Consider the following 26,633-nt stretch of genomic DNA (forward strand, 5'->3'; position numbering starts at 1 on the left):
ATGACTAAAACTGCTCAATCGGTATGGGAAAACTGTTTGTCCTTTATTAAGGATAATATTCAAGACCAAGCATATAAAACTTGGTTCGAACCAATCAAATCAGTTGAGCTAACCGACAACGCATTATACATTCAAGTTCCAAGTAAATTTTTCTACGAATGGCTCGAAGAGCATTACGTAAAATTATTGAAAGTTGCGCTTACCAAAGAACTGGGAAAAAACGCAAAGTTACTCTATAAAATTAAAATGGAGAACACTTATGGAAATAAACAGCCGTTTACCGAGCAGCTGCCAAGTTCCAACAGAGTTCCGATGAAACCGCAAGAAGTTGATGCTCCGTTTAAAAATTTAAATCCTGAATTAAAAAATCCTTTTGTAATTCCTGGAATCAGAAATTTAAAAATTGAGTCTCAGTTAAATCCAAACTATAGTTTTGATAATTTCCTTGAAGGAGATTCCAACCGTTTGGCTCGTTCTGCGGGTATGGCTGTTGCCAACAAACCTGGAGGAACTTCATTTAACCCTTTATTGATTTTTGGAGGAGTTGGTTTAGGAAAAACACACTTAGCGCATGCTATAGGCGTAGAAGTAAAAGATAAATATCCGGAAAAGACCGTTTTATATATTTCTGCTGAGATTTTTACACAACAATATATTGATTCTGTAAAAAAGAACAATCGTAATGATTTCATTCACTTTTACCAATTAATTGACGTTTTAATTATTGACGATGTTCAGTTCTTATCTGGAAAATCCGGAACTCAGGATGTATTTTTCCACATTTTCAACTATTTACACCAAAACGGAAAACAAGTAATCTTAACTTCAGACAAAGCTCCTGTTGACATGCAGGATATTGAACAAAGATTATTATCTCGTTTTAAATGGGGATTATCTGCGGAATTACATCAGCCTGATTACGAAACCCGTATTTCAATCTTAAAAAACATCTTATATCGCGATGGTGTTGAAATGCCGGAAGATATTTTAGAATATGTAGCTCGTAACATCAAAAGCAATGTTAGAGAACTTGAAGGTGCCATTATTTCATTAATTGCCCAATCTTCTTTCAATAAAAAAGAAGTGACAATTGAATTAGCGAAAAGTGTTGTAGAGAAATTTGTTAAAAATGTAAAAAGAGAAATCTCTATCGATTATATTCAAAAAATCGTTTCAGATTATTTCCAGTTAGACATTGAAACACTTCAATCGAAAACAAGAAAAAGGCACGTGGTACAGGCGAGACAATTAGCTATGTTTTTTGCTAAAAAATTCACTAAGGCTTCGTTAGCCAATATTGGTTCACAAATTGGAGACCGTGATCACGCAACTGTTCTTCACGCTTGTAAAACAGTCGATAACTTAGTTTCTACAGACAAACAATTTAAAAAGTTCGTAGAAGACATTAATAAAAAACTAACGCTTTAAGACGTACCATGCCTGTAAAAATCTTAATGGTTTGTTTAGGGAATATCTGCAGATCTCCTTTAGCAGAAGGAATTTTAGCTTCTAAATTACCTAAAGATAAATTCTTTGTCGATTCGGCAGGAACAGGTTCGTGGCATGTTGGCCATTGTCCGGATAAACGTTCGATAGAAGTTGCCCGAAAAAATGGCATCAACATTAGCGAACAAAAAGGAAGGCAGATAAAAACCAGTGATTTTGACGAGTTTGATTACATCTATGTAATGGATAATTCCAACTTTAACGATGTAAGCCATTTGGCAAAAAGACCTGAACATAAAAATAAAATTCATTTGATTTTAAATGAATTATTTCCAGACGAAAATGTAGATGTTCCCGATCCTTATTTTGGCGCTACAAACGGTTTTGAAAATGTTTATCAAATGCTTGACGAAGTAACCGATATCATTGCGGATAAACTAATCAAAAAACACGTATAACTTCAATTCAATTGTTTCTAAAATAGAAATGATTGAATTTTTTAATTTTAATCCAATACACATGAAACTTCTAGGAAAACTATATTTAATTCCAACTACAATGGGCGAAAGCGATCCGATGGACGTTCTACCACAAACTGTAAGAAGAACTATAGAAGTTATTGACCATTATATTGTTGAAAACGACAAAACGGCCCGAAAATCAATAAAAGCAGTTTATCCTGAAAAAAAGCAATCCGAATTGGTGCTTTTTACTCTTAATAAACGTACTGAACCCAGCGAACATTTAGATTTCATCAAACCTTTATTAGAAGGCAAAAACATGGGTTTAATGAGTGAAGCAGGCTGTCCGGGCGTTGCCGATCCCGGCGCTGTAATTGTAAAATTGGCACACGAAAAAGGAATTCAGGTGGTGCCTTTGGTTGGCCCTTCTTCTATTTTATTGGCTATGATGGCTTCCGGAATGAACGGGCAAAGTTTCACTTTTAATGGTTATTTACCAATTGATAAAGACGAAAAAAAATCGGCTTTGAGACATTTTGAAAGATTGTCTCAGGATAAAAACCAATCTCAAATTTTTATTGAAACTCCCTATAGAAATAATAAGTTGATTGAAGATCTTTTACAGATTTTAAATCCATCCACACATTTATGTATTGCTACAGATATTACACTACCAACTGAATTTATTAAAACAATGAAGGTTTCAGATTGGAAGAAATTGAAAATCGATATTGACAAACGTCCTACGATTTTTATTATTCATAAAATGTAAACTAACATTCAAATCTAGCAATCATGAAAAAGTTTTTAATTCTGATTTTAATTTGTCTTGCTCAAAATGTATTTTCTCAATCTAAAAAAGAACAGAAAACTCCAGATAATTTAAGAGATAATTTAGAAAATTACAAAAGTGAGGAAGTTATTATTGATGAAAATCAGATCTACAATACTGCCGGACTAGAGATTCTTCCTTTTTTTCCCGGAGGAAAAGATGCCTTTGATCGTTTTATAAAAGAAAATTATAAAAATCCAGAAAATTCGAAAATAAAAGGAAAAGTATACCTAAATTTTATAATTGAAAAAGATGGTTCATTAAGTGATATTAAAGTATTAAGAGATATTGGTTTTGACACTGGAGCTGAAGCAATTCGTGTTTTAAAAATGTCCCCTAAATGGAGTCCTGGAAAACAATACAACAAAGCCGTTAGAGTTCTTTTTTCTGCGCCTATTTATGTAAATAGTTCTACAAAATAATTACTCCCAAGTTTCCCCTTAATCAAACTTCATCATGAGTAAACTCCCAAACGTAACCACAAGCATTTTCACGGTAATGTCAAAAATGGCAGCCGAATATAATGCCATAAATCTTTCTCAGGGATTTCCAAATTTTCCTGTTGATGAAAGATTAACAGATATTGTTGCAAGATTAGCGAAGGAAAACGTACACCAATATACACCAATGGCAGGATATCCTCCATTGATGAACAAAATTGCAAAACTGACTCAGGATTCTTATAACAGAACCATAAATCCAGAAACAGAGCTTTTGATAACTGCTGGTGCCACACAGGGAATTTTTACTACGATTCTGGCTTTAGTAAAAGAAAATGATGAAGTAATTATTCTCGATCCAAGTTATGATTCTTATGAATCTCCTGTTTTACTTTGCAAAGCAAAACCTGTTCGAGTGGCATTAAATGATGATTATACTCCAAATTGGGAAAGAATAGAAAAAGCTTGTTCAGAGAAAAGCCGAATGATTATCATCAATAATCCGCACAATCCAACGGGAAAAATATTAACGGAAGCTGATTTTCTCGAATTAGAAAAAATCCTTTGCAAATATCCAGAAATCATCGTTTTGTCTGATGAAGTTTACGAATACATCACTTTTGAAGAAAAACATATTTCAGCACACATCAAAAGTTTTCTTTTAGACCGTTGTGTAACCGTTTCCTCATTTGGAAAATCATTTCATATCACAGGCTGGAAAATTGGTTATACCATTGCTCCTGAATATTTAATGAAAGAAATTAAGAAAGTACACCAATTTTTAGTTTTCAGTGTCAACAGCATTTCACAGTTTGCTATTAATGAATATTTAGATGTTGTTGATGTAAATCTGCTGGGAAAATTCTATCAGGAAAAAAGAGATTATTTCCAGAAACTGCTTCAAACCAGTAGATTTGAATTAAAACCCTGCGAAGGAACTTACTTTCAGGTTGCTTCTTATGCCAATATTTCTGAAGACGACGACGTAACTTTCTGTAAAAACCTGATTATCAATAATGGCGTTGCCGCTATTCCGATTTCTACTTTTTATTCCGATCATAAAGACCAGAAATTAATCCGTTTTTGCTTTGCTAAAGATGACTTCACTTTAGAGTCAGCAGCAAAAAAATTATGCGAAATATAAAATTTATCGAAATTTTATAACATTATTATGCGTGCATCCTATTTTATTTAACTAATATTGCAAAAAAAGAAAAAGTATGAGCTATACAGATAAAATGTTGCGTGATGATGCTTTAAAAGGCAAAGTCATTGTCGTTACAGGCGGCGGAAGCGGTTTAGGCAAAGCTATGACCAAATATTTTCTCGAATTAGGAGCTCAGGTAGCGATAACTTCCAGAGATTTGGAGAAGTTAAAAACCACAGCTGCCGAACTTGAAAGTCAGACTGGAGGTAAATGTTTGCCGCTACAATGTGATGTTCGTCATTACGAAGAAGTAGAAAATATGCTTCAGGAGACTTTAAAAGTTTTTGGCAAAGTTGATGTTCTTTTAAACAATGCGGCAGGAAATTTTATTTCGCCAACCGAAAGATTATCTGCAAATGCATTTGATACTGTTATTGATATCGTATTGAAAGGTTCTAAAAACTGTACACTTGCTTTTGGAAAACACTGGATCGACACCAAACAAACTTCGGCAACGATTTTAAATATAGTTACAACTTATGCCTGGACTGGATCTGCTTACGTAGTTCCTAGTGCAACGGCAAAAGCGGGAGTTCTGGCCATGACAAGAAGTCTGGCGGTAGAATGGGCAAAATATGGAATTCGTTCTAACGCGATTGCACCGGGACCATTCCCAACAAAAGGAGCCTGGGACAGATTATTGCCCGGAGATCTTTCAGAGAAATTCGATATGGCTAAAAAAGTGCCATTAAAAAGAGTTGGAGACCATCAGGAATTAGCCAATTTGGCTGCTTACCTAGTTTCAGATTTTTCATCTTACATCAACGGAGACGTAATTACCATTGATGGAGGAGAATGGCTGAAAGGTGCTGGACAATTCAATTTATTAGAAGCAATTCCGGAAGAACTTTGGGATCAGCTTGAAATGATGATTAAAGCAAAAAAGAATAAATAATTACAAGTGCTTACTAAATTCAGAATATTTTTTTAAAACTATACTGATTGCACGAAATCCCGAAGGTTTACTTTCGGGATTTTTTTATGCTTTTTAACCATATAAGTGATATAAGTTCAATGAAGTAAAAAAATGTTTAAAAATCTGATTGCTTAAATTTACTTCCATTACTTATATGGTTTAAAATAAACAATATGTTTAGCAATTCAGTTAAATTATTATTTTTGCGTAACAAATAATCAAACAAAAATTTTATGCTCATTATTGGAATTGCAGGAGGAACTGGAAGTGGAAAAACGACAGTAGTACACCAAATCATGAATGAATTACCACATACAGAAGTTGGCGTAATTTCTCAGGATTCTTACTATAAAGAAACAACTAACTTGTCTTTTGACGAAAGAGCATTAATCAATTTTGATCATCCTCGTGCAATCGATTTTGATTTGTTGGTAAATCATCTTAAAGCTTTAAAGGCAGGAGAAACTATTGACCAACCTGTTTATTCTTTTGTACAGCACAACAGAACAGACGATACGGTTTCAACTCATCCAAGAAAAGTAATGATTGTGGAAGGAATTTTAATTCTAACCAATCCGGAATTACGTGATATGTTCGACATCAAAATTTTTGTTCACGCAGATTCTGATGAAAGATTAATTCGTCGTTTAAAAAGAGATATTTCAGAACGCGGACGTGATATTGATGAAGTTTTAAACCGTTACCAAACAACCTTAAAGCCTATGCACGAGCAATTTATCGAACCATCTAAAGCTTTTGCAGATATCATTATTCCGAATGACAAATACAATACCGTAGCAATTGATGTCGTTCGTGCTGTAATTAATCAGCGAATTTCATAATTTTTATTGTAAATTTAAACCATAATAATTAGGAGCTATTTCCCGCTATTCGTTTCAATCTTTTGTGCCGAACCCCGGCACAAAAGGATTTCCACTACTATCGGGGCTAGAAAAGACCAATCATATTCAAAAGAAATATTCGTTTAAAATGAAATTCAAAAATCCATACAAAGACAAAAAATGGTTCAAATACCTGGGCAACAAATACGTTTGGGTCTTGCTCTTTTTTGTCGTTTGGATGTTATTTCTAGACAATTACTCTTATTTTGATCATCGTTTCCTGGATGAACAAATACATGAACTTGAGGATAATAAAAAGTATTATCAGGAGGAAATCAAAAAAGATCAGGAACAGATCAAACAATTAAAAAATCCGGAACAAATTGAGAAATACGCGCGCGAAAAGTATTTCATGAAAAAAGACAGCGAAGATATTTATATCATTCAATTTGAAGGAGACACAATTCAAGAAAAAGAATAATCAAAAAAACTATAATGGCCACTAACCTATTCGACGATTTTAATCCGATTTCATCCAAACAATGGAAACAAAAAATTCAGTTTGAATTAGATGGAGCCGATTACAACCAGACTGTTATCTGGAATTCTCCCGAAGACATTCAGGTAAAACCATTTTATCACAGCGACGAATTTTCGAAAGCTGCCACTGTAAATACAAAAGCTGCTGATTTTAAAATCTGCCAGAATATCTTTGTTTTTGATGTTGATAAATCTATAGAAAGAGCTTTAAATACCTTAGAAAGAGGTGCAGAAAGTCTACGTTTTACCATTCAAAATGATAAAATTGATGTTCAAAAACTATTGGAAAATCTTCCTTTAGAAAACAAAATGGTTTACTTTCATTTAAGCTTTATTTCAATCGATTTCGTAAAATTATTAGATACCATTTCAATCCAGAAAAAAGCCTTCTTTTACTGTAATTTTGATCCAATCGGACAATTAGCAAGAGAAGGAAATTGGTTTACAACTTCAGAAAAAAATAATTTTGAAACTTTAGATTTACTTTTTAAAAATACAACTAACTTAAATCTCTTAAGTGTTGATTTAGGTTTATATCAAAATTCTGGTGCCAATATTACGCAACAAATAGCTTACAGTCTAGCGCATGCAAACGAATATTTAAATCGTTATTCAGATTTTACAAAACCAATTGTTTTTCAAATTTCGGTTGGAAGCAATTATTTCTTTGAAATTGCAAAACTTCGTGCGCTTAGAATGTTATTTGATTTAATTGCTGGAGAGTATAATTCCAATATTAAATGTCATTTTTTGGTTACACCAACAAAACGCAATAAAACAATTTACGATTATAACGTCAACATGCTTCGAACTACAACCGAATGTATGTCGGCAATTTTAGGCGGTGCAGATGCTATTGCTAATCTTCCTTACGATGCTTTATACCATAAAGACAACGAATTTGGAGATCGCATCGCTAGAAATCAGCTTTTGATTTTAAAACATGAAAGCTATTTTGATAAAGTAAACAATCCTGCTGACGGAAGTTATTATATCGAAAGTTTAACGATGCAATTAGCTGAAAAAAGCTTGACTTTATTTAAAGATATTGAAGCCAATGGAGGTTTCTTAAAACTTTTAAACGACGGCACAATCAAAAAGAAAATTCAGGAAAGCGCCAATAAAGAACAAGAATTATTCGATTCTAAAAAAGAAATTCTTTTAGGAACCAATAAATATCCAAACAAAGAAGACCGAATGAAGCATGATTTGGAATTGTTTCCTTTCGTAAAAATAAAACCAAGAAAAACATTAATTATACCAATTATCGAGAAAAGATTGGCAGAGAAAATGGAGCAGGAAAGATTGGAACAAGAATAAAACTTAACTTTAGGCAGTAAAAAAAATAATTATGGAAGCAATTAGACAAATCATATCGGTTAAAAATCATTCTGTTACAATCAAATTACCTGAAGATTTTCTAGCAGATCAAGTAGAAGTGATTATTTTACCTGTTCAGAATAAAGAATATCAAGTACCACAGTGGCAGATTGATCAGGTCAGAGAAAGAACTGAAAACTATTTAAAGAATCCTAAAAATGTTACTGATATTGATGATTTTTTAAAAGAAATTGAAGATGAATTATAAAATAGTTATTCTTGAAAAGGCTAAACTAGACTATAAAGAATCACTATTTTGGTGTAAAAACATCCATCCAAAATTAGCAATTAGATTTAACGATTCTTTCAAAAAAAGTATTGCTATAATTAAAAACAATCCTTTTTTGTTTCAAGTAAAGTACGATAATATTAGAATTATATTCTTTAAAACTTTTCCATACGCTATACATTATTCTATTTATGAAAATTCAGTCGTAATAAAATCTATTTTTCATACATCAAGAAATAGCGATTTGAACCTATTTTAAATAACAAAATTTAAATTGAGAAAAGACCTTAAACATATAAAGTTAGAAGTTAAAAGTGAGAAGTTAAACGAACTGACGCATAACTCAGAACCTATAACTCAAAACTTCACCACTGCCGAAGGAATCGAAATCAAAAAAAACTATTCTGAAAAAGATATAGAAGAATTAGATTTTTTGGATTTCGGAGCTGGTTTTGCACCAAATTTACGCGGACCGTATGCTACAATGTATGTAAGACGTCCGTGGACTATCCGTCAGTATGCAGGATTTTCGACTGCAGAAGAAAGTAATGCTTTTTACAGAAAAAATTTAGCAGCGGGACAAAAAGGACTTTCCATTGCTTTTGATTTACCAACACACCGCGGTTACGATTCTGACCACGAAAGAGTAGTTGGCGATGTTGGAAAAGCTGGAGTTGCTATAGATTCTGTTGAAGATATGAAAATACTTTTCGATCAGATTCCGCTTGACGAAATGTCTGTATCGATGACTATGAATGGAGCCGTTTTACCTATTATGGCTTTTTATATTGTCGCCGCAGAAGAACAAGGTGTTAGTCCAGAAAAATTAGCTGGAACAATTCAAAACGATATTTTAAAGGAGTTTATGGTTAGGAATACGTATATCTATCCGCCAACTCCTTCAATGAAAATAATCGCCGATATTTTTGAATTTACAAGCAAGAAAATGCCAAAGTTCAATTCGATTTCTATTTCCGGATATCATATGCAGGAAGCTGGAGCTACGGCAGATATTGAGTTAGCTTATACTCTAGCTGATGGTTTAGAATACATTAGAACGGGATTATCTACGGGAATGACCATTGATGAATTTGCTCCTCGCCTGTCTTTCTTTTGGGCGATTGGTATGAATCATTTTATGGAAATTGCCAAAATGAGAGCCGGTCGTATGATTTGGGCAAAACTATTAACGCAGTTCAATCCGAAAAGTGATAAATCTTTGGCTTTAAGAACACATTGCCAAACCAGCGGATGGAGTTTAACCGAACAAGATCCTTTTAATAACGTAGCCAGAACTTGTATTGAAGCTACAGCTGCTGTTTTTGGAGGAACACAATCTCTTCATACCAATGCATTAGACGAAGCTATTGCGCTTCCAACAGATTTCTCAGCGAGAATTGCCCGTAATACACAAATCTATCTTCAGGAAGAAACTAAAATTACTAAAACCGTTGATCCTTGGGCTGGAAGTTATTATGTTGAAAGTTTAACCAATGAAATAGTTGAAAAAACCTGGAGACTAATCGAAGAAGTTGAAGAACTAGGCGGAATGACTAAAGCAATTGAAGCTGGAATTCCAAAACTTCGAATCGAAGAAGCTGCCGCACGAAAACAGGCAAGAATTGACAGCGAGCAAGATATTATTGTCGGCGTAAACAAATACCGTTTAGAAAAAGAAGATCCTTTAGATATTCTGGACGTAGACAATCAATCAGTTCGCAGACAGCAGATAGAACGTCTGGAAGAAATAAAACGAACGCGAGATTCTGAAAAAGTAAATCATTCACTGGAAAAATTAATCCTTTGTGCACAAACGGGAGAAGGCAATTTATTAGAAAATGCTATTGAAGCCGCTAGAAACAGAGCAACATTAGGCGAAATCAGTAATGCATTGGAAACTGTTTTTGGTCGTTTCAAAGCGCAAATTAAATCTTTTAGCGGTGTGTATAGTGCAGCAATAAAAAATGACGAGAATTTTGAAAAAGCAAAACAACTGGCAGACGTTTTTGCGAAACAAGAAGGAAGACGTCCCAGAATTATGATTGCCAAAATGGGACAAGACGGTCACGATCGCGGTGCAAAAGTAGTCGCTACGGGTTATGCCGATGTAGGTTTTGATGTAGATATTGGTCCATTATTCCAAACTCCGGCAGAAGCAGCTAAACAAGCTGTTGAAAATGACGTGCACATTTTAGGCGTTTCATCTTTGGCTGCCGGCCATAAAACATTAGTTCCTCAGGTTATAGAAGAATTAAAAAAACACGGACGAGAAGATATAATGGTAATTGTTGGAGGAGTTATTCCGTCACAGGACTATCAATTCTTATTTGATGCAGGCGCTTCGGCCGTTTTTGGTCCGGGAACTAAAATCAGCGAAGCTGCAATTAAAATCTTAGAAGCCTTAATAGATTAAAAATAAAATCCCTTTTTAAAAAAGGGATTTTATTTTTTCATTTAGTCGTTAACTGTTGCGTTATTATCTGCTTCTATAAAAGACAAATCATAACCTGCAAAATCTCTCATATAGCTTTTCAAAGAAGTTCCGAACGCATCTCTAAAATGTCTGCCTCCATTATTCCTGAAAAAATTCTTTACAGAACCCGCACCGCCTAAATGCGCTGCAGCTAAAATTCCAGATTCGGTAATTTCGATACCATTGATAATTTTACCTTCGTACTTTTTGATTTCGTAGCGTAAAATCCATTTGTTTTTAGCTAACAAAGTAAGAAAAGCTTTTTCTTGTAGAGCAGGATCTTTTAAAAAGGCTTTGTTATCATTAATTCCAATTGCTCTTAAAGCTTTAGAACCAAATTGATATTTACCCATATAACCAAGAGTGTTTACTAGTCTGTACTGCCCTTGTGATTCTTTAAAAGCAACTGCTTCTTTAAATCCTATTAGACGATTTCCTGTGAATGGGACGTTGGTGATTTTTGGATAATCCCCTTTTTCTTTTGATGGAAAAATGTATTCTGATCCATCTGTTTTTTCAATTAAAAACCAAGGTTTGGTTTCGTGGTTTGAGGGAATAAATCCCAAACTTAAAAATGTAATAATAACGACTAAACTCGCATAAAAATACCATTTCTTTATCATAAATTGTTTTTCTTCAAAACGCTGTCACCCTCTTGAAATTTCTACGGTGCAAAGATAAGACATTTTCAAAATATGCTATAAACCAGTACTTTACCATTTTAGACACAAAAACAGAATTCGCTTTAATCCCAACTATAATAATGGATTCCAAAAGATTTTGACAATGATTTTTCGCATCAAAAAAGCGAAAATTAAGGGCAAAAAAAATTGAATTTTATACTAATTTTAAGCAAAAAAGCTTAAAAAGAAAGAAATAGATTACAATATATTGATCTATTTTTATGCAAATCCTGAAAACTCATTTTTGAATTTTATAAATTTCGTCGTTAAAAAATGGTTATTTTATTATTACGCTAAATTAAAAAACAGTCAAAATCGTAATTTCATAAAATTTTAGATCAAGCTCTTTTTTTGACCAAAAAAAGGAACAAAAAAACCGAAGCAAACTGAGCTTCGGTTTCTGTATTTTTTTTATCAGTAAAATTATCTGGTCACTCCCTGACTAGCGATCCAGTCAGAATATTTTTTTGCATTTACATTATGCTCTGCCAATGTTGCCGCAAATTCATGATATCCGAAACGATCTACACTTGCACAGAAATAGATGTAATCGTTCTTTTCCGGATTCAAAACCGCTTCCAAAGCTGTAATATCTGGCATCGCAATTGGTCCTGGTGGAAGTCCTTTGTTTAGATAAGTATTATATGGAGATTTCATTACCAAGTCGTTATAAAAAACTCTTTTAATAACCTGATCAAAATTATTGTCTCGAAGTTTCAGAGCATAAATCACAGTTGGATCTGCTTGTAAAGGCATTTCTAAACGTAAACGGTTTAAGTAAACACCGGCAATACGAGGTCTTTCGTCTTTCTTAACCGATTCTTTGTGAACAATTGAAGCTAATATCGTAGCCTGAACCGGAGTTAATCCTTGTGCTTTTGCTTTTGCTATTCTTTCATCTGTCCAAAAGTTGTGATATTCTTTTATCATTTTATCACGGAACTTTTCCGCAGAGGTATTCCAATAAATCTCATATGTATTTGGAATAAACATGGCAAAAACATTTTCTTCATTAAAGCCGTTTGATGCTAAAAAAGTAGAATCTTTTATTGCTTTTAATAAAGATAAACTGTCTGCTTCTATTTCAGAACCAATTCTTCCGGCAAAATTCTCTAAACGTTCCTGGTTGTTAAATACCAATTTTACAGGAACATTAGAACGCATTGCTCTTACTAAGTCAATATTATTCATGCCCTTCTTCAAAAGAAAACGACCCGATTTTACATTTTGTGGATAATCTCTTTTTTCGGCCACTAGCTCAAAATCGTCAAAGTTTTTGACATAAGGAGTCAATATCTTTTTAACATCAGCATAACTAGCGTCAGTTGGCACGTACAAGTACAATTCTTGTTTCTCGAATTTAGTATTAGAACTAAAAATTTTACTGATTAAAATAAAACCATAAATCAATAAAACTGAAATTATGGCTACAGCACTTATCGTGATAATTTTTTTTAGACTCAAAGCTTAAAATTTAAATTTATTTATTAATTAGTTGAAAAATGGCTTCATCCTGATATTGATTATGAAGCAAAATCCAGTCTTTTTTTATTCCGATTTTCTCAAAACCAAATTTAGTAAAAAGTGCGATACTTGCTACATTTTCTACTCCTATATTTGCATACAGCTGATGAAGGTTTAAATTGTAAAAAGCGTATTTTATTAAAAGTTCTAAAGCCTCAGAACCAATATTTTGTCTTTTATTTTCTTCTTTCTGAATTACAATACCAATGCCTGCCCTGTTATTTCGCGGATCAAAATCAAATAAATCAATCAATCCGAGAGCCGGAAAATCTTCATCCTGACAGATAGCTAAACGAAGTTGTTTTGCTTCATAAATATCCTGATGTGCGTTTTCTAAATACTGTTTAATTAAAAAACGACTATACGGAGTTTGTGTATTGCTTACTTCCCAAATTTTCTGATCATTTTCGATTGCATAAATAAACTCCAGATCTTCTGGTTCAAGAGCCCGCAAATAAATCGATTCTCCTTTTAATGTTATCATTTATATTATTTGATTTTATTTGTTCATTCCTGATAAATTAGCCATAAATGACTCTTTAATAATTATAAATATTCAATCACATTTGCGAAATACTACAATCATAAAAACAACAATATTCTTAATTTATTACAAATTCCATTATTAATTATAAAATTACAGCTACATTTTCCTGCACTTTAAAATACAAAAATACAAACTATTAATTAAGGAAATGTTAATCATTGTTAAAGAGCGTTAAACCGTTTTCCCAAATAATTTTTTGAAGTAATTTTACGTTAAATAAAACATGAACATAAATTCTAATAACTTAATTACATATTTTAATATGAAAAGATTTTCAGCCTTATTTATAGTGTCATTATTGAGTGGTGCTATTACTCTTGGTGCTTACAAGTTATTATTTGAAAGCAACAATTCTTTTTTTGGAAAAGGAAATTCTGTTGTAACTCTTGCCCCAAACTCTTATGGAAAAAATGTTGGTTTAGGAGCTGAAACAGTCGATTTTACCGAAGCCGCAGACAAAACAATCCATACCGTTGTTCACGTTAAAAATGTTTCCAGAAGAACTGTAAGTAACCCGATGCTTGAATTTTTCTACGGTTACGGCGGACAACAACAACAAGAACAAGTAGGAACCGGTTCTGGCGTTATTATTTCTGAAGACGGTTATATCGTTACGAACAATCACGTAATTAAAGACGCTACAGAAATCGAAATTACTTTAAACAACAAAAAATCATACAAAGCAAAATTAATTGGTACCGACTCTAAAATGGATATTGCTTTGTTGAAAATAAATGCAGATGAAAAACTTCCTTACACTGCTTTCGCTAATTCTGATAGTGTAAAAGTTGGGGAATGGGTTTTAGCAGTTGGTAATCCATACAACTTAACGTCGACTGTAACTGCAGGAATTGTTTCGGCGAAAGCCAGAAATTTAGATCAAAGTGGTATTCAGTCATTTATACAAACCGATGCTGCGGTAAATCCGGGAAATAGCGGTGGAGCGTTAGTCAATGCTAGAGGAGAATTAATTGGTATTAATACTATGATTTCTTCTATGACAGGTTCCTATGTAGGTTATTCTTTTGCAGTTCCTTCTAATATTGCCAGAAAAATTATTGAAGATATAATGGAGTACGGAAATGTTCAAAGAGGTATTTTAGGTGTTGAAGGTGGCGAATTGAATGCTACAGCTTCGAAAGAATTAGGTGTAACTGAAACACAAGGTTTTTACATTAATAGAGTTTCTAAAAATTCGGGTGCAGAAAAAGCTGGTTTAGGCAAAGGAGATATTATTATAAAACTGGATGATCAGAATATTTCAACCTACGCAGATTTATCAGGTTACATCAATACAAAACGTCCTAATGATGTTGTAAAAGTGACTTACATTAAAGACGGAAAAACGAAAACAGTTCCGGTAACTTTAAGTAAAAATGAGTTTTACAGCGCCGAATTTAAAGGAATTGAATTAGAAAACATTGATGCCGCTGATAAGAAAAAATTCAGAATTGATTATGGTGTAAAAATCAAAAACATTACGAATGAAAACTTGATGCAATATCAAAATGAATTACAAGGAAATATTATTCTGAGTATTGATAATGTAAAAGCAACAAATGTTGAAACTGTTTCTAAACTTTTAAGTAAAAAAGATGAAGGACAAAGTGTGCGAATCGAAATGATTAATAGAAACGGAGAGATTTTCAGAATTATTATTTAATCCCAATTTCCTGTCTCATAAAAATTAAATTGAGATTGTAACTCAAAACAAAAAGCCATCTTAAGAAAATTAAGGTGGCTTTTTCATTTTCAAAAATAAATGCTAAAATAGTTTACGAAATCGATTGAAATAGATACTTTTGCGCCAAATTATAAAATAAGTGAGCGTTTTATTATTTCAATTTAATAATTATGAACAATAAATCTTTGTACCAAAAAGAGGTATCCTTACAAGTCGACCGAAGAAGAGCTGGTGTCGAATTAATTAAAATCATAAGCGATTTGTGGTATGACAAATCAATAGAAATGGTTTTATTTAAAAATCAATTACTGGATAAAAATGTCAGTGATATTATCAACCTTCATCAATACGCAGGTGAATTTGTTGGTAAACCAATCACCATATTTGACTCTGTAGAAATTGCCAGAGTCGTTGCTTCTTTAGATTTGCCACCTGCCAAAATAGATCTTGGGAAATTAACATACGAATATGGTCTGGAAGATGAAAAATATCCTGATGCAAGGTATTTTGTTATCGATAAATTAAAAAAAGCAAAATCATCAAAAGAGATCCATCCAAAAGATGTTATTCTATACGGTTTTGGAAGAATCGGACGTTTACTGGCAAGAGAGTTAATGTCTAAAACCGGAAAAGGAAATCAATTACGACTCAGAGCCATTGTAACAAGAGATAAAAATGACGCATCAAGTTTAGAGAAAAGAGCTTCTCTTTTACGTTATGATTCTATTCATGGTGATTTTCATGGATCTGTAATTGCTGATTCTAAAAATAATGCCTTAATAATCAACGGAACTACAGTTCATATTATAACCGCAAATGCACCTGAAGAAATAGATTATACCCAATACGAAATTAACGATGCTTTATTAATTGACAATACAGGAGCTTATACAACAGAAGAAGCTTTAAAAAGACATTTAAAATCTAACGGAGTAGAAAAAGTTTTATTGACAGCTCCGGGAAAAGGAGTTCCAAATATTGTTTATGGAGTAAATCAAAACGAGTACAATCCTGACGAAATTGATATTTTTTCAGCTGCATCCTGTACTACAAATGCGATTACACCCGTTTTAAAAGTAATTGAAGATACACTTGGAGTTACAAAAGGACATTTAGAAACCATTCATTCTTATACAAATGATCAGAACTTGGTTGATAATATGCATAAAAAGTACCGCCGTGGAAGAGCTGCAGCTTTAAATATGGTCATTACAGAAACAGGTGCGGGAAGTGCAGTAGCAAAAGCATTACCTTCATTAGAAGGAAAATTAACTTCAAATGCTATTCGAGTTCCAGTTCCAAACGGGTCATTAGTTGTTTTAAACTTAGAAGTAAAAAAAGCAACATCAATTGCCGGAATTAATAAAATTATGAAGAAATATGCTCTGGAAGGAGAACTGGTAGAGCAAATCAAATATTCTTTAAACAATGAATTAGTTTCATCTGACATTATAGGAACTTCTGCTCCTGCAATTTATGACAGTAATGCTACAATTGTTTCAAAAGACGGAAAAAACATTGTACTTTATATATGGTATGACAACGAATTCGGTTATAGTCATCAGGTAATTCGTCTTGCAAAATATATTGCCAAAGTAAGACGTTATACTTATTATTAATTCAACTAAACTAACTTTATCTGAAAACCATCAAGACTACTTGGTGGTTTTTTATGATTTTAAATTGGTAAAACAGTAGTACTTTTTACTTCAGAAATTACAAAAACAGTATTAATTAAAGAAACCTCCGGCAAAACGGATAATTTTTTTTGATGAAAATGATGATAGCTTTCCATATCAGGAATTATAATTTTCAGCATATAATCAAAGTTTCCCGAAACATAATTACACTCCACAACCTCTGGCAGATTCAAAATCGACTGATTAAAACCTTCAGACGTATCGTAAGTCTGTTTTGTTAAAGTAACCTGACAATAAACAGTAAGATTATTTCCTAGTTTTTTCTTATCCAGAAGGGTAACATATCTCTCTATAATTCCATCTTTTTCAAGACGTTTTACTCGATCATGAACAGGAGTCAAAGACAAGTTTATTTTGTTTGCAATATCTTTTAAAGTGTAGTGCGCATCTTCCTGTAAAAGACGTAGGATTTTTTTGTCAATTTCATCTAAAGCCATAACGAAAACGTTTTATTTAAAACAGTTAGATTCAGTCATTTTTTCTTTTTGAAGAATATTTTAGGAACTCAAAAAGAATATTTTTCTGTAAAAGTAAAAAATAAAATAATATTTTCTTATTTATCAAGCATTAAACCATAATTTCTTCTCTATCTGTAGATTTGTAAAAACAATTTCAACAAAACAAAAAATATAACAAAATGATAATAGGTGTTCCAAAAGAAATAAAAAATAATGAGAACAGAGTTGCTTTAACTCCTGCAGGTGTATCAGAAATGAAAAAACATGGACATACAGTTTATGTTCAAGCAACTGCTGGTTTAGGAAGCGGTTTTGCTGATGAAGAATATGCTGAAGCTGGTGCAGTAGTTTTACCAACTATTGAAGATGTTTATGCAATTGCAGAAATGATTATTAAAGTAAAAGAACCAATTGCTTCTGAATATCCACTAATCAAAAAAGATCAATTATTATTTACATACTTCCACTTTGCATCTTCTGAAGAATTAACTCATGCAATGCTAGAAAAAGGAGCTGTTTGTTTAGCTTATGAAACTGTTGAAAAAACAGACAGAAGTTTACCTTTATTAGTTCCAATGTCTGAAGTTGCAGGTCGTATGGCAATTCAGCAAGGAGCAAAATACCTTGAAAAACCATTAAAAGGAAGAGGAATTCTTTTAGGTGGTGTTCCAGGTGTTCCGCCAGCTAAAGTATTAGTTTTAGGTGGAGGAATCGTAGGTACTCAGGCTGCAAAAATGGCTGCAGGTTTAGGAGCTCAGGTTACTATCATGGATTTAAGTTTGCCACGTTTACGTCAATTAGATGATATTATGCCTGCAAACGTAAATACAGAAATGTCTAACCATTATAATATTACAAGAGCAATTAAAGATGCTGACCTAATTGTTGGAGCGGTTTTAATTCCAGGAGCAAAAGCACCTCACTTAATTACTCGTGATATGCTTAAATTAATGCGCCCGGGAACTGTAGTTGTTGACGTAGCTGTTGATCAGGGAGGATGTATCGAAACTTGTACTCCAACAACTCACGAAAACCCAACTTTCATTATTGATGATATCGTTCATTACTGTGTAGCTAATATGCCGGGAGCTGTTCCTTACACTTCTACATTAGCTTTAACAAATGCAACTTTACCTTATGCTGTACAATTGGCAAACAAAGGATGGGAGAAAGCATGTGCTGAAAATGAAGAATTGAAAAAAGGATTAAACGTTGCTAACGGAAAAATCCTTTACAAAGGAGTTGCTGAAGCTTGGAATCTTCCATTTAACGAAGAAATAGCATTAGCAAACGCATAGTGCTACTACTAAAATAAGTGCTTATAAATCACTACTAAAAGGCTTTTCAGTTAAGGAAAGCCTTTTTTTGGATATAAAAAAACCTGTTCTTAAAAGAACAGGTTTATAAAATATATTTAAAACATTACTTTTTCGTATCTAAAACTTCCTGCATTACTTTTGCTTCAGTTCCGTTAGGAAAAGTAACTTTTATTTTCTGAGCAATTGTTGGAGCAATTTCTGTAATTCCTTTTTTATCATAAGACTCACCTTTCTTAATTCCCCAACCATAAAAGATTGCTGGAACATGAGTATCATAACTCCAAATTGTGCCATGAGATGTTCCTGTAGCGGTATATTCAATATCCCCAGGTCTATCCACAATTACTAAATCACCATTTTGCGTAACATCATATCCTTTAGCTACAAAATTTAAAGCATAATCATTTCCTGCATTAGCCAAAATCTCTTCCTCTGTATAAACTCTTTTAACTTGAGGTTGAGAAATTAAAAAATCTTTGAAAGCTTTTTTAACTTGCGCTAATTCTAAGCCTTTATCTTTAATAATTTGTTTATTAAAGAAAAGATTGAAATTCGAGTAATTTTGAATTAAATCTACTCCAAAAGTCTTAACTGAAAAATCCTGTAAACTTTTCTTAACCTCTTTAGAAGGATAATTATCTACATTATATTTACGATCTTTTAAGTAAATTACATTTTCTGCTCCAGCATGATCAGCTGTTAAGAATAATAAATAATTTCCTTTACCAACTGTTTTATCTAAATATGCTAAAAAGTCAGCTATAGTTTCATCTAATCTTAAATAAGTATCCTGCAATTCCATAGATCTTGGACCAAGTAAATGACCAACATAATCCGTTGAAGAAAAACTAACTGTTAAAAAGTCAGTGATATTGTCCTTACCTAATTCTTCCTTTTCAATAGCTCTTTTAGCAAATTCTGCCAAAAGATCATTACCAAAAGGAGTTGCACGAATTACACCGGCATCATTCTTCTCGTACATCGATTTTAAATCATACGGAAAAACCGGAGCAGCACTTCCGTACAATTTACCTTCATAAGGATTATTATCCGGAAGACTTTCATTATAAACCGAAGCTGGTTTATACAAATCCCAGCCTTTATTTATATATTTAAGATAGTTTTTTTCATTATTAAATTCATTTACCCATTCTGGTAATTTTTCACCATAAAAAGTACTCGAAATAAACGATCCCGTTTTACTGTACCAAAAAGCCCAATTAGCAAAATGTCCTGCTGGTAAAATTGCACCACGATCTTTTAAACTCATTCCGATTACTTTTCCATTAAAGTTAGTTGCCATACGAACTTCATCTGTAATCGTAGTACTTTGAAGATTTTTAGGAGACATTGCCCCTTCCTCTGCTGTTCCGTCACCTACTGTCTTCACACCAGCGTCATCCGTACAATACATTTCTTTACCTAACGATCTGCTGAACCACTCATTACCCACAATTCCGTGAGTAGCAGGAGTTGTACCAGTATATATAGAAGCATGCCCCGGTGCAGTATAAGTTGGCATATAATTGTAATGCATATTTTGGAATACAAATCCATTATTCATTAACTTCTTAAAACCATTTGGGGAAAAATCATCTGAAAAACGATATAAATATTCCATTTTCATTTGATCTACAACTATACCTACAACTAATTTGGGACGTTGTTGTGCACTCAAATTTGTAATAACAAAAAGTGCAAACAGTAAAATACTTTTCTTCATGTTTAATCAATAATTTAAACACAAAAATACTCATTCAGATTCTAAAATTCTAAAGTATTAATACCTAAGACAGACAATTGACTATAATTTAACAGAAACTGAATAAAAGAAACTTTAAGGTAAACATTTATGGCGTTTCCCTCCGGGTCGGGCTGTCCGCTGTATCTTTTGCTTTTTAAAGAAAAAAGCAAAAGGATGCCGCTCCCATCCCTAACGCAATCGTACTTTAAGAACGATTTTAGGCTTCTTTATAAAAAACCAAAAGTGCTGCAAAACAAAAAATCCTCATCAAAAACATGATGAGGATTCTTAAAAGAAAGGCGACGACATACTCTCCCACAAAACTGCAGTACCATCTGCGCAGGCGGGCTTAACTTCTCTGTTCGGGATGGGAAGAGGTGAGCCCCGCCGCAATAACCACCTTAAGGTTATTGGTTATTGGTTTGTTGTTTATAGTTTCTCGTTTTAAACGCTTGACTCATAACATATAACCTTTAACCTTCCGCGGTGCGGACAATATTTTAACATACTGAGATAAAGAAACAAATAAGTTTTATTAAGTTTAAGAAAGTTTCCTCCCTCCCTGGTCTGGGACCAGAGAGGGAAAAGTTCGTACATAAGCTTACGGATTATTAGTACTACTCGACTATGACATTACTGCCTTTACATCTATAGCCTATCAACGTGGTCATCTTCCACGATCCTTAAAAGAAATCTCATCTTGTGGTGGGTTTCGCGCTTATATGCTTTCAGCGCTTATCCCTTCCCAACGTAGCTACTCTGCGGTGCCCCTGGCGGGACAACAGATACACTAGAGGTTAGTCCAATTCGGTCCTCTCGTACTAGAATCAGATCCACTCAAATTTCTAACGCCCGCAGTAGATAGAGACCGAACTGTCTCACGACGTTCTGAACCCAGCTCGCGTGCCACTTTAATGGGCGAACAGCCCAACCCTTGGGACCTTCTCCAGCCCCAGGATGTGACGAGCCGACATCGAGGTGCCAAACCCCCCCGTCGATATGAGCTCTTGGGGGAGATCAGCCTGTTATCCCCGGCGTACCTTTTATCCTTTGAGCGATGGCCCTTCCATGCGGAACCACCGGATCACTATGCTCTACTTTCGTACCTGATCGACCTGTATGTCTCTCAGTCAAGCTCCCTTATGCCATTGCACTCTACGCACGGTTACCAAGCGTACTGAGGGAACCTTTAGAAGCCTCCGTTACTCTTTTGGAGGCGACCACCCCAGTCAAACTACCCACCAAGCAATGTCCCCCGCAACGCGGGGTTAGGCCTCAGATAAACAAAGGGTTGTATTTCAACAATGACTCCACAACGCCTGGCGACGCCGCTTCACAGTCTCCAACCTATCCTACACATCATTTATCCAAGGTCAATACTAAGCTATAGTAAAGGTGCACAGGGTCTTTTCGTCCCACTGCGGGTAAACGGCATCTTCACCGTTACTACAATTTCACCGAGCTCATGGCTGAGACAGTGTCCAGATCGTTACACCATTCGTGCAGGTCGGAACTTACCCGACAAGGAATTTCGCTACCTTAGGACCGTTATAGTTACGGCCGCCGTTTACTGGGGCTTCAATTCAATGCTTCTCCGAAGATAACATCTCCTCTTAACCTTCCAGCACCGGGCAGGTGTCAGGCCCTATACTTCATCTTACGATTTTGCAGAGCCCTGTGTTTTTGATAAACAGTCGCCTGGACCTCTTCACTGCGGCCCTGATTGCTCAGGGCGACCTTTCTCCCGAAGTTACAGGTCTATTTTGCCTAATTCCTTAGCCATGAATCTCTCGAGCACCTTAGGATTCTCTCCTCAACTACCTGTGTCGGTTTACGGTACTGGTACTTATTGCCTGAAGTTTAGAGGTTTTTCTTGGAAGCCCTTAGGCGCACTATCTCTTTGTCCGAAGACTCCGAGTACTATCGTATTTCACCAGTTCCTGCGCATTTCACTACAGGACCTATAGCTAGGTACTTCAACGAACTATTCCGTCAGTTCGCGGCGCTTTCATCACTCCGTCACCCCATCACAGCAATAAGTAGTACGGGAATATTAACCCGTTGGCCATCGACTGTCCCTTTCGGGTTCGCCTTAGGACCAGACTAACCCACAGCTGATTAGCATAGCTGTGGAAACCTTAGTTTTTCGGTGTGCGGGTTTCTCGCCCGCATTATCGTTACTTATGCCTACATTTTCTTTTCCAGCCGGTCCAGAATACCTTACGATACACCTTCAACCCTGCTGGAATGCTCCCCTACCACTTACAATTGCTTGCAAATCCATAGCTTCGGTAATATGTTTATGCCCGATTATTATCCATGCTCGTCCGCTCGACTAGTGAGCTGTTACGCACTCTTTAAATGAATGGCTGCTTCCAAGCCAACATCCTAGCTGTCTGGGCAGACAAACCTCGTTCTTTCAACTTAACATATATTTGGGGACCTTAGCTGATGGTCTGGGTTCTTTCCCTCTCGGACTTGGACCTTAGCACCCAAGCCCTCACTGTTATCAATCATTATATAGCATTCGGAGTTTGTCAGGAATTGGTAGGCGGTGAAGCCCCCGCATCCAATCAGTAGCTCTACCTCTATATAACTAAAATAACGCTGCACCTAAATGCATTTCGGGGAGTACGAGCTATTTCCGAGTTTGATTGGCCTTTCACCCCTACCCACAGGTCATCCGAAGACTTTTCAACGTCAACCGGTTCGGTCCTCCACTGTGTGTTACCACAGCTTCAACCTGCCCATGGGTAGATCACACGGTTTCGCGTCTAACACTACTGACTAAAGCGCCCTATTCAGACTCGCTTTCGCTACGGATCCATGTCTTAAACACTTATCCTTGCCAGCAACGTTAACTCGTAGGCTCATTATGCAAAAGGCACGCCGTCACCCCACTTAAGGGCTCCGACCGCTTGTAGGCGTATGGTTTCAGGATCTATTTCACTCCGTTATTCACGGTTCTTTTCACCTTTCCCTCACGGTACTGGTTCACTATCGGTCTCTCAGGAGTATTTAGCCTTAGCGGATGGTCCCGCCAAATTCAGACAGGGTTTCACGTGCCCCGCCCTACTCAGGATACCACTATTCATTACATTTATTACCCATACGGGGCTATCACCCTCTGTGGCCCGACTTTCCAGCCGGTTCCGGTTCTGCATGCATAAAATGTCGTGGTCCTACAACCCCAACTATGCCGTAACATAATTGGTTTGGGCTAATCCGCGTTCGCTCGCCACTACTTACGGAATCACTTTTGTTTTCTTCTCCTCCGCCTACTTAGATGTTTCAGTTCAGCGGGTTTGCCCACCTATCGGTGTACTATGTCTTCAACATAGTGGGTTGCCCCATTCGGATATCTGCGGATCGATCGATGTGTGCTCGTCCCCGCAGCTTTTCGCAGCTTATCACGTCCTTCTTCGCCTCTGAGAGCCTAGGCATTCCCCATACGCCCTTATTTTGCTTATTGTACCAATCTTGTTACTTAAAACAAGACCGTTTTTTTTTTGTTTTTGTTACTTATAACAAAAACGCTTTCTACTTTCTTATTATTTTCTTATCTCAATATGTCAATGAACTTTTATCTACTCCTTGGAGCAAATCAGTGGAGAATAACGGAGTCGAACCGTTGACCTCCTGCGTGCAAGGCAGGCGCTCTAGCCAGCTGAGCTAATCCCCCATTTCTTTAGTGATGAGTTATTAGTTATGAGTTATGAATTATTGCTCATAAGGTCTCAACCCCTAAAATTTCCTTTTAATTAAGTCAAATAGTAGTCCCGGGCAGACTCGAACTGCCGACCCCTACATTATCAGTGTAGTACTCTAACCAGCTGAGCTACGAGACTCTGTTTTACTTAATTGTTTATCATTTTTTAAATCAACAGCAAGAGTAATACAATCTAAAATTCCAAACCTGTAGAGTGGCATCTTGTTTCCCATTCGTGCCCTGAGGCTAACAAAATGGGCTCTAGAAAGGAGGTGTTCCAGCCGCACCTTCCGGTACGGCTACCTTGTTACGACTTAGCCCTAGTTACCAGTTTTACCCTAGGCAGCTCCTTGCGGTCACCGACTTCAGGCACCCCCAGCTTCCATGGCTTGACGGGCGGTGTGTACAAGGCCCGGGAACGTATTCACCGGATCATGGCTGATATCCGATTACTAGCGATTCCAGCTTCACGGAGTCGAGTTGCAGACTCCGATCCGAACTGTGACCGGCTTTATAGATTCGCTCCCCCTCGCGAGGTGGCTGCTCTCTGTACCGGCCATTGTAGCACGTGTGTAGCCCAAGGCGTAAGGGCCGTGATGATTTGACGTCATCCCCACCTTCCTCACAGTTTGCACTGGCAGTCTTGTTAGAGTTCCCGACACTACTCGCTGGCAACTAACAACAGGGGTTGCGCTCGTTATAGGACTTAACCTGACACCTCACGGCACGAGCTGACGACAACCATGCAGCACCTTGTAAACTGTCTTGCGAAAGATCTGTTTCCAAATCGGTCAGTCTGCATTTAAGCCTTGGTAAGGTTCCTCGCGTATCATCGAATTAAACCACATGCTCCACCGCTTGTGCGGGCCCCCGTCAATTCCTTTGAGTTTCAAACTTGCGTTCGTACTCCCCAGGTGGGATACTTATCACTTTCGCTTAGCCACTGAAGTTGCCCCCAACAGCTAGTATCCATCGTTTACGGCGTGGACTACCAGGGTATCTAATCCTGTTCGCTACCCACGCTTTCGTCCATCAGCGTCAATCAACCAGTAGTAACCTGCCTTCGCAATTGGTATTCCATGTAATCTCTAAGCATTTCACCGCTACACTACATATTCTAGTTACTTCCTGGTAATTCAAGTCCTGCAGTATCAATGGCCGTTCCATCGTTGAGCGATGGGCTTTCACCACTGACTTACAGGACCGCCTACGGACCCTTTAAACCCAATGATTCCGGATAACGCTTGGATCCTCCGTATTACCGCGGCTGCTGGCACGGAGTTAGCCGATCCTTATTCTTACGATACCGTCAAGCTCCTTCACGAAGGAGTGTTTCTTCTCGTACAAAAGCAGTTTACAATCCATAGGACCGTCATCCTGCACGCGGCATGGCTGGTTCAGGCTTGCGCCCATTGACCAATATTCCTCACTGCTGCCTCCCGTAGGAGTCTGGTCCGTGTCTCAGTACCAGTGTGGGGGATCTCCCTCTCAGGACCCCTACCCATCGTTGCCTTGGTAAGCCGTTACCTTACCAACTAGCTAATGGGACGCATGCTCATCTTTCACCGTTGTGACTTTAATTATAAAGTGATGCCACTCTATAATACCATGAGGTATTAATCCAAATTTCTCTGGGCTATCCCTCTGTGAAAGGCAGATTGCATACGCGTTACGCACCCGTGCGCCGGTCTCTATCTCCGAAGAAATATACCCCTCGACTTGCATGTGTTAAGCCTGCCGCTAGCGTTCATCCTGAGCCAGGATCAAACTCTTCATCGTATATTTTAATATTATATAGTCGATGCCTTATTCCAGTCGGTTTGTCTCGAATCTCTCGATTCTATTACTCTTATTCTATTTTGTCTCGTCTTGTGACGAGACGGCTGTCAATTCAATATGTCTACGAACGTAATTTTGTTTCCTTCGCTTGTTTCTCAAAGCGGGTGCAAAACTAGAAATTCTTTTTGTTTCCTGCAAGAAAAATTTAAAAAAAATTGAAACTTTTTTTTCGTCTCAGTTTTTCAACCTTTCCTCCCAATCCCTCAATGAACTTCCCGTATTTGCGGGGTGCAAATGTAAAAGCATTTTTCAAATCTCACAAGCTTTTCCGAATCTTTTTTTTGAAAATCTCTTCTCTTTTGATCCTTGTTTCCTGTCAGTATTTCTGTGAACGTTTTCGCTGTTGCGGGTGCAAAAGTAGCACCTTTTTCCGCTTTCGCAAGCTTTTTCTTGATGTTTTTTCAATTTTTTTTTGCCCTTTTTCTTAACTTGCTGGTAACGGCTTGTTTACATCTTGAAGTTTTTTCTTCTCCTGTGGGGTTTTTCCTTGTTTTGCCGTTCTTTGGTCTGTTTTGCCGCGAAGGCACCAAGACACAAAGCTTTCTTTTACGCTGTTTTTAATCTCGAAAAGACGCTGAGACGCTGAGTTTTTTCCTTTCTGCTTCCTTATTCCTTCCCAAAACACACTTCTTTGCTCGGAATTTCTTCTGAAAACCTATC

General features: G+C 36.0%; 19 protein-coding genes, 2 tRNA genes and 3 rRNA genes. 14 read left to right on the plus strand and 10 right to left on the minus strand.

Annotation, left to right across the window (positions count from 1 at the left end; all coding sequences use genetic code 11):
- From dnaA to scpA, 11 genes are all read left to right on the plus strand, one after another.
- Entirely contained in the window at positions 1 to 1,428 is a 1,428-nt protein-coding gene (gene dnaA / locus HYN56_RS00005; RefSeq protein ID WP_091492283.1) for a chromosomal replication initiator protein DnaA, read from the plus strand.
- Positions 1,429 to 1,436: 8 nt separating this feature from the next.
- Entirely contained in the window at positions 1,437 to 1,904 is a 468-nt protein-coding gene (locus HYN56_RS00010; protein WP_109190322.1) for a low molecular weight protein-tyrosine-phosphatase, read from the plus strand.
- A 61-nt stretch (positions 1,905 to 1,965) separates the two neighbouring features.
- Complete coding sequence (locus tag HYN56_RS00015; RefSeq protein WP_109190324.1) at positions 1,966 to 2,679, plus strand: SAM-dependent methyltransferase; 714 nt, start codon at positions 1,966 to 1,968, stop codon at positions 2,677 to 2,679.
- Positions 2,680 to 2,702: 23 nt separating this feature from the next.
- Positions 2,703 to 3,161 carry an energy transducer TonB gene (locus HYN56_RS00020; protein WP_109190326.1) on the plus strand — a complete coding sequence of 153 codons (459 nt, stop codon included), beginning with the start codon at positions 2,703 to 2,705 and terminating at the stop codon, positions 3,159 to 3,161.
- A 34-nt stretch (positions 3,162 to 3,195) separates the two neighbouring features.
- The gene (locus HYN56_RS00025; protein ID WP_109190328.1) at positions 3,196 to 4,323 is read left to right on the plus strand and encodes a methionine aminotransferase; all 1,128 of its coding nucleotides are present in this window, start codon (positions 3,196 to 3,198) and stop codon (positions 4,321 to 4,323) included.
- A gap of 76 nt (positions 4,324 to 4,399) precedes the next feature.
- The gene (locus HYN56_RS00030; protein WP_008467969.1) at positions 4,400 to 5,281 is read left to right on the plus strand and encodes an SDR family oxidoreductase; all 882 of its coding nucleotides are present in this window, start codon (positions 4,400 to 4,402) and stop codon (positions 5,279 to 5,281) included.
- 254 nt (positions 5,282 to 5,535) lie between these two features.
- On the plus strand, positions 5,536 to 6,144 hold the full coding sequence (udk, locus tag HYN56_RS00035) for a uridine kinase (RefSeq protein ID WP_091492289.1): 609 nt from the start codon (positions 5,536 to 5,538) through the stop codon (positions 6,142 to 6,144).
- A 148-nt stretch (positions 6,145 to 6,292) separates the two neighbouring features.
- The gene (locus HYN56_RS00040; RefSeq protein WP_091492291.1) at positions 6,293 to 6,625 is read left to right on the plus strand and encodes an FtsB family cell division protein; all 333 of its coding nucleotides are present in this window, start codon (positions 6,293 to 6,295) and stop codon (positions 6,623 to 6,625) included.
- Between the two features lie 14 nt (positions 6,626 to 6,639).
- Entirely contained in the window at positions 6,640 to 8,004 is a 1,365-nt protein-coding gene (locus HYN56_RS00045) for a methylmalonyl-CoA mutase subunit beta (RefSeq protein WP_109190330.1), read from the plus strand.
- Positions 8,005 to 8,035: 31 nt separating this feature from the next.
- Positions 8,036 to 8,272: a hypothetical protein gene (locus HYN56_RS00050; protein WP_109190332.1), complete on the plus strand. Its 237-nt coding sequence runs from the start codon at positions 8,036 to 8,038 to the stop codon at positions 8,270 to 8,272.
- Positions 8,273 to 8,567: 295 nt separating this feature from the next.
- Positions 8,568 to 10,706, plus strand: coding sequence for a methylmalonyl-CoA mutase (gene scpA / locus HYN56_RS00060; RefSeq protein WP_109190334.1), 2,139 nt, complete (start codon positions 8,568 to 8,570; stop codon positions 10,704 to 10,706).
- A 41-nt stretch (positions 10,707 to 10,747) separates the two neighbouring features.
- Here scpA and HYN56_RS00065 read toward each other — a convergent pair whose 3' ends face one another.
- From HYN56_RS00065 to HYN56_RS00075, 3 genes are all read right to left on the minus strand, one after another.
- Positions 10,748 to 11,389, minus strand: a complete 642-nt coding sequence (locus tag HYN56_RS00065; RefSeq protein ID WP_109190335.1) for a peptidoglycan-binding protein LysM — start codon at positions 11,387 to 11,389, stop codon at positions 10,748 to 10,750.
- Positions 11,390 to 11,872: 483 nt separating this feature from the next.
- Entirely contained in the window at positions 11,873 to 12,913 is a 1,041-nt protein-coding gene (gene mltG, locus HYN56_RS00070; RefSeq protein WP_109190336.1) for an endolytic transglycosylase MltG, read from the minus strand.
- 16 nt (positions 12,914 to 12,929) lie between these two features.
- Positions 12,930 to 13,457 carry a GNAT family N-acetyltransferase gene (locus HYN56_RS00075; protein ID WP_109190337.1) on the minus strand — a complete coding sequence of 176 codons (528 nt, stop codon included), beginning with the start codon at positions 13,455 to 13,457 and terminating at the stop codon, positions 12,930 to 12,932.
- A gap of 325 nt (positions 13,458 to 13,782) precedes the next feature.
- On the opposite strand from HYN56_RS00075, the gene HYN56_RS00080 reads away from it, so the two are divergent.
- Entirely contained in the window at positions 13,783 to 15,183 is a 1,401-nt protein-coding gene (locus HYN56_RS00080) for a trypsin-like peptidase domain-containing protein (RefSeq protein WP_109194679.1), read from the plus strand.
- A 191-nt stretch (positions 15,184 to 15,374) separates the two neighbouring features.
- Complete coding sequence (locus HYN56_RS00085; RefSeq protein ID WP_109190338.1) at positions 15,375 to 16,823, plus strand: glyceraldehyde-3-phosphate dehydrogenase; 1,449 nt, start codon at positions 15,375 to 15,377, stop codon at positions 16,821 to 16,823.
- A 59-nt stretch (positions 16,824 to 16,882) separates the two neighbouring features.
- Here the strand turns inward: HYN56_RS00085 and HYN56_RS00090 are convergent, their stop codons facing one another.
- The gene (locus HYN56_RS00090; protein ID WP_109190339.1) at positions 16,883 to 17,341 is read right to left on the minus strand and encodes an Lrp/AsnC family transcriptional regulator; all 459 of its coding nucleotides are present in this window, start codon (positions 17,339 to 17,341) and stop codon (positions 16,883 to 16,885) included.
- Positions 17,342 to 17,541: 200 nt separating this feature from the next.
- On the opposite strand from HYN56_RS00090, the gene ald reads away from it, so the two are divergent.
- Complete coding sequence (gene ald / locus HYN56_RS00095) at positions 17,542 to 18,660, plus strand: alanine dehydrogenase (RefSeq protein WP_109190340.1); 1,119 nt, start codon at positions 17,542 to 17,544, stop codon at positions 18,658 to 18,660.
- 124 nt (positions 18,661 to 18,784) lie between these two features.
- Here ald and pafA read toward each other — a convergent pair whose 3' ends face one another.
- From pafA to HYN56_RS00125, 6 genes are all read right to left on the minus strand, one after another.
- Entirely contained in the window at positions 18,785 to 20,404 is a 1,620-nt protein-coding gene (gene pafA, locus HYN56_RS00100; RefSeq protein ID WP_109190341.1) for an alkaline phosphatase PafA, read from the minus strand.
- 315 nt (positions 20,405 to 20,719) lie between these two features.
- Positions 20,720 to 20,829 (minus strand): 5S ribosomal RNA (gene rrf / locus HYN56_RS00105).
- Between the two features lie 187 nt (positions 20,830 to 21,016).
- Positions 21,017 to 23,897: ribosomal RNA gene (locus HYN56_RS00110) — 23S ribosomal RNA — on the minus strand.
- 136 nt (positions 23,898 to 24,033) lie between these two features.
- Positions 24,034 to 24,107 (minus strand) — tRNA-Ala (locus tag HYN56_RS00115).
- A 92-nt stretch (positions 24,108 to 24,199) separates the two neighbouring features.
- A tRNA-Ile gene (locus HYN56_RS00120) sits at positions 24,200 to 24,273 on the minus strand.
- A gap of 126 nt (positions 24,274 to 24,399) precedes the next feature.
- Positions 24,400 to 25,913, minus strand: a 16S ribosomal RNA gene (locus HYN56_RS00125).
- Together the 16S, 23S and 5S rRNA genes with 2 tRNA genes alongside form the textbook arrangement of a ribosomal RNA operon.
- Positions 25,914 to 26,633: the final 720 nt, after the last annotated feature.

It is taken from the genome of Flavobacterium crocinum (assembly GCF_003122385.1).
Classification (GTDB): Bacteria; Bacteroidota; Bacteroidia; order Flavobacteriales; family Flavobacteriaceae; genus Flavobacterium; species Flavobacterium crocinum.

Coding starts and splice junctions, on each gene's coding strand:
- dnaA (WP_091492283.1), top strand. CDS start 1: ATGACTAAAACTGCTCAATCGGTATGGGAAAACTGTTTGTCCTTTATT.
- HYN56_RS00010 (WP_109190322.1), top strand. CDS start 1,437: ATGCCTGTAAAAATCTTAATGGTTTGTTTAGGGAATATCTGCAGATCT.
- HYN56_RS00015 (WP_109190324.1), top strand. CDS start 1,966: ATGAAACTTCTAGGAAAACTATATTTAATTCCAACTACAATGGGCGAA.
- HYN56_RS00020 (WP_109190326.1), top strand. CDS start 2,703: ATGAAAAAGTTTTTAATTCTGATTTTAATTTGTCTTGCTCAAAATGTA.
- HYN56_RS00025 (WP_109190328.1), top strand. CDS start 3,196: ATGAGTAAACTCCCAAACGTAACCACAAGCATTTTCACGGTAATGTCA.
- HYN56_RS00030 (WP_008467969.1), top strand. CDS start 4,400: ATGAGCTATACAGATAAAATGTTGCGTGATGATGCTTTAAAAGGCAAA.
- udk (WP_091492289.1), top strand. CDS start 5,536: ATGCTCATTATTGGAATTGCAGGAGGAACTGGAAGTGGAAAAACGACA.
- HYN56_RS00040 (WP_091492291.1), top strand. CDS start 6,293: ATGAAATTCAAAAATCCATACAAAGACAAAAAATGGTTCAAATACCTG.
- HYN56_RS00045 (WP_109190330.1), top strand. CDS start 6,640: ATGGCCACTAACCTATTCGACGATTTTAATCCGATTTCATCCAAACAA.
- HYN56_RS00050 (WP_109190332.1), top strand. CDS start 8,036: ATGGAAGCAATTAGACAAATCATATCGGTTAAAAATCATTCTGTTACA.
- HYN56_RS00065 (WP_109190335.1), bottom strand. CDS start 11,389: ATGATAAAGAAATGGTATTTTTATGCGAGTTTAGTCGTTATTATTACA.
- HYN56_RS00075 (WP_109190337.1), bottom strand. CDS start 13,457: ATGATAACATTAAAAGGAGAATCGATTTATTTGCGGGCTCTTGAACCA.
- HYN56_RS00080 (WP_109194679.1), top strand. CDS start 13,783: ATGAAAAGATTTTCAGCCTTATTTATAGTGTCATTATTGAGTGGTGCT.
- HYN56_RS00085 (WP_109190338.1), top strand. CDS start 15,375: ATGAACAATAAATCTTTGTACCAAAAAGAGGTATCCTTACAAGTCGAC.
- HYN56_RS00090 (WP_109190339.1), bottom strand. CDS start 17,341: ATGGCTTTAGATGAAATTGACAAAAAAATCCTACGTCTTTTACAGGAA.
- ald (WP_109190340.1), top strand. CDS start 17,542: ATGATAATAGGTGTTCCAAAAGAAATAAAAAATAATGAGAACAGAGTT.
- pafA (WP_109190341.1), bottom strand. CDS start 20,404: ATGAAGAAAAGTATTTTACTGTTTGCACTTTTTGTTATTACAAATTTG.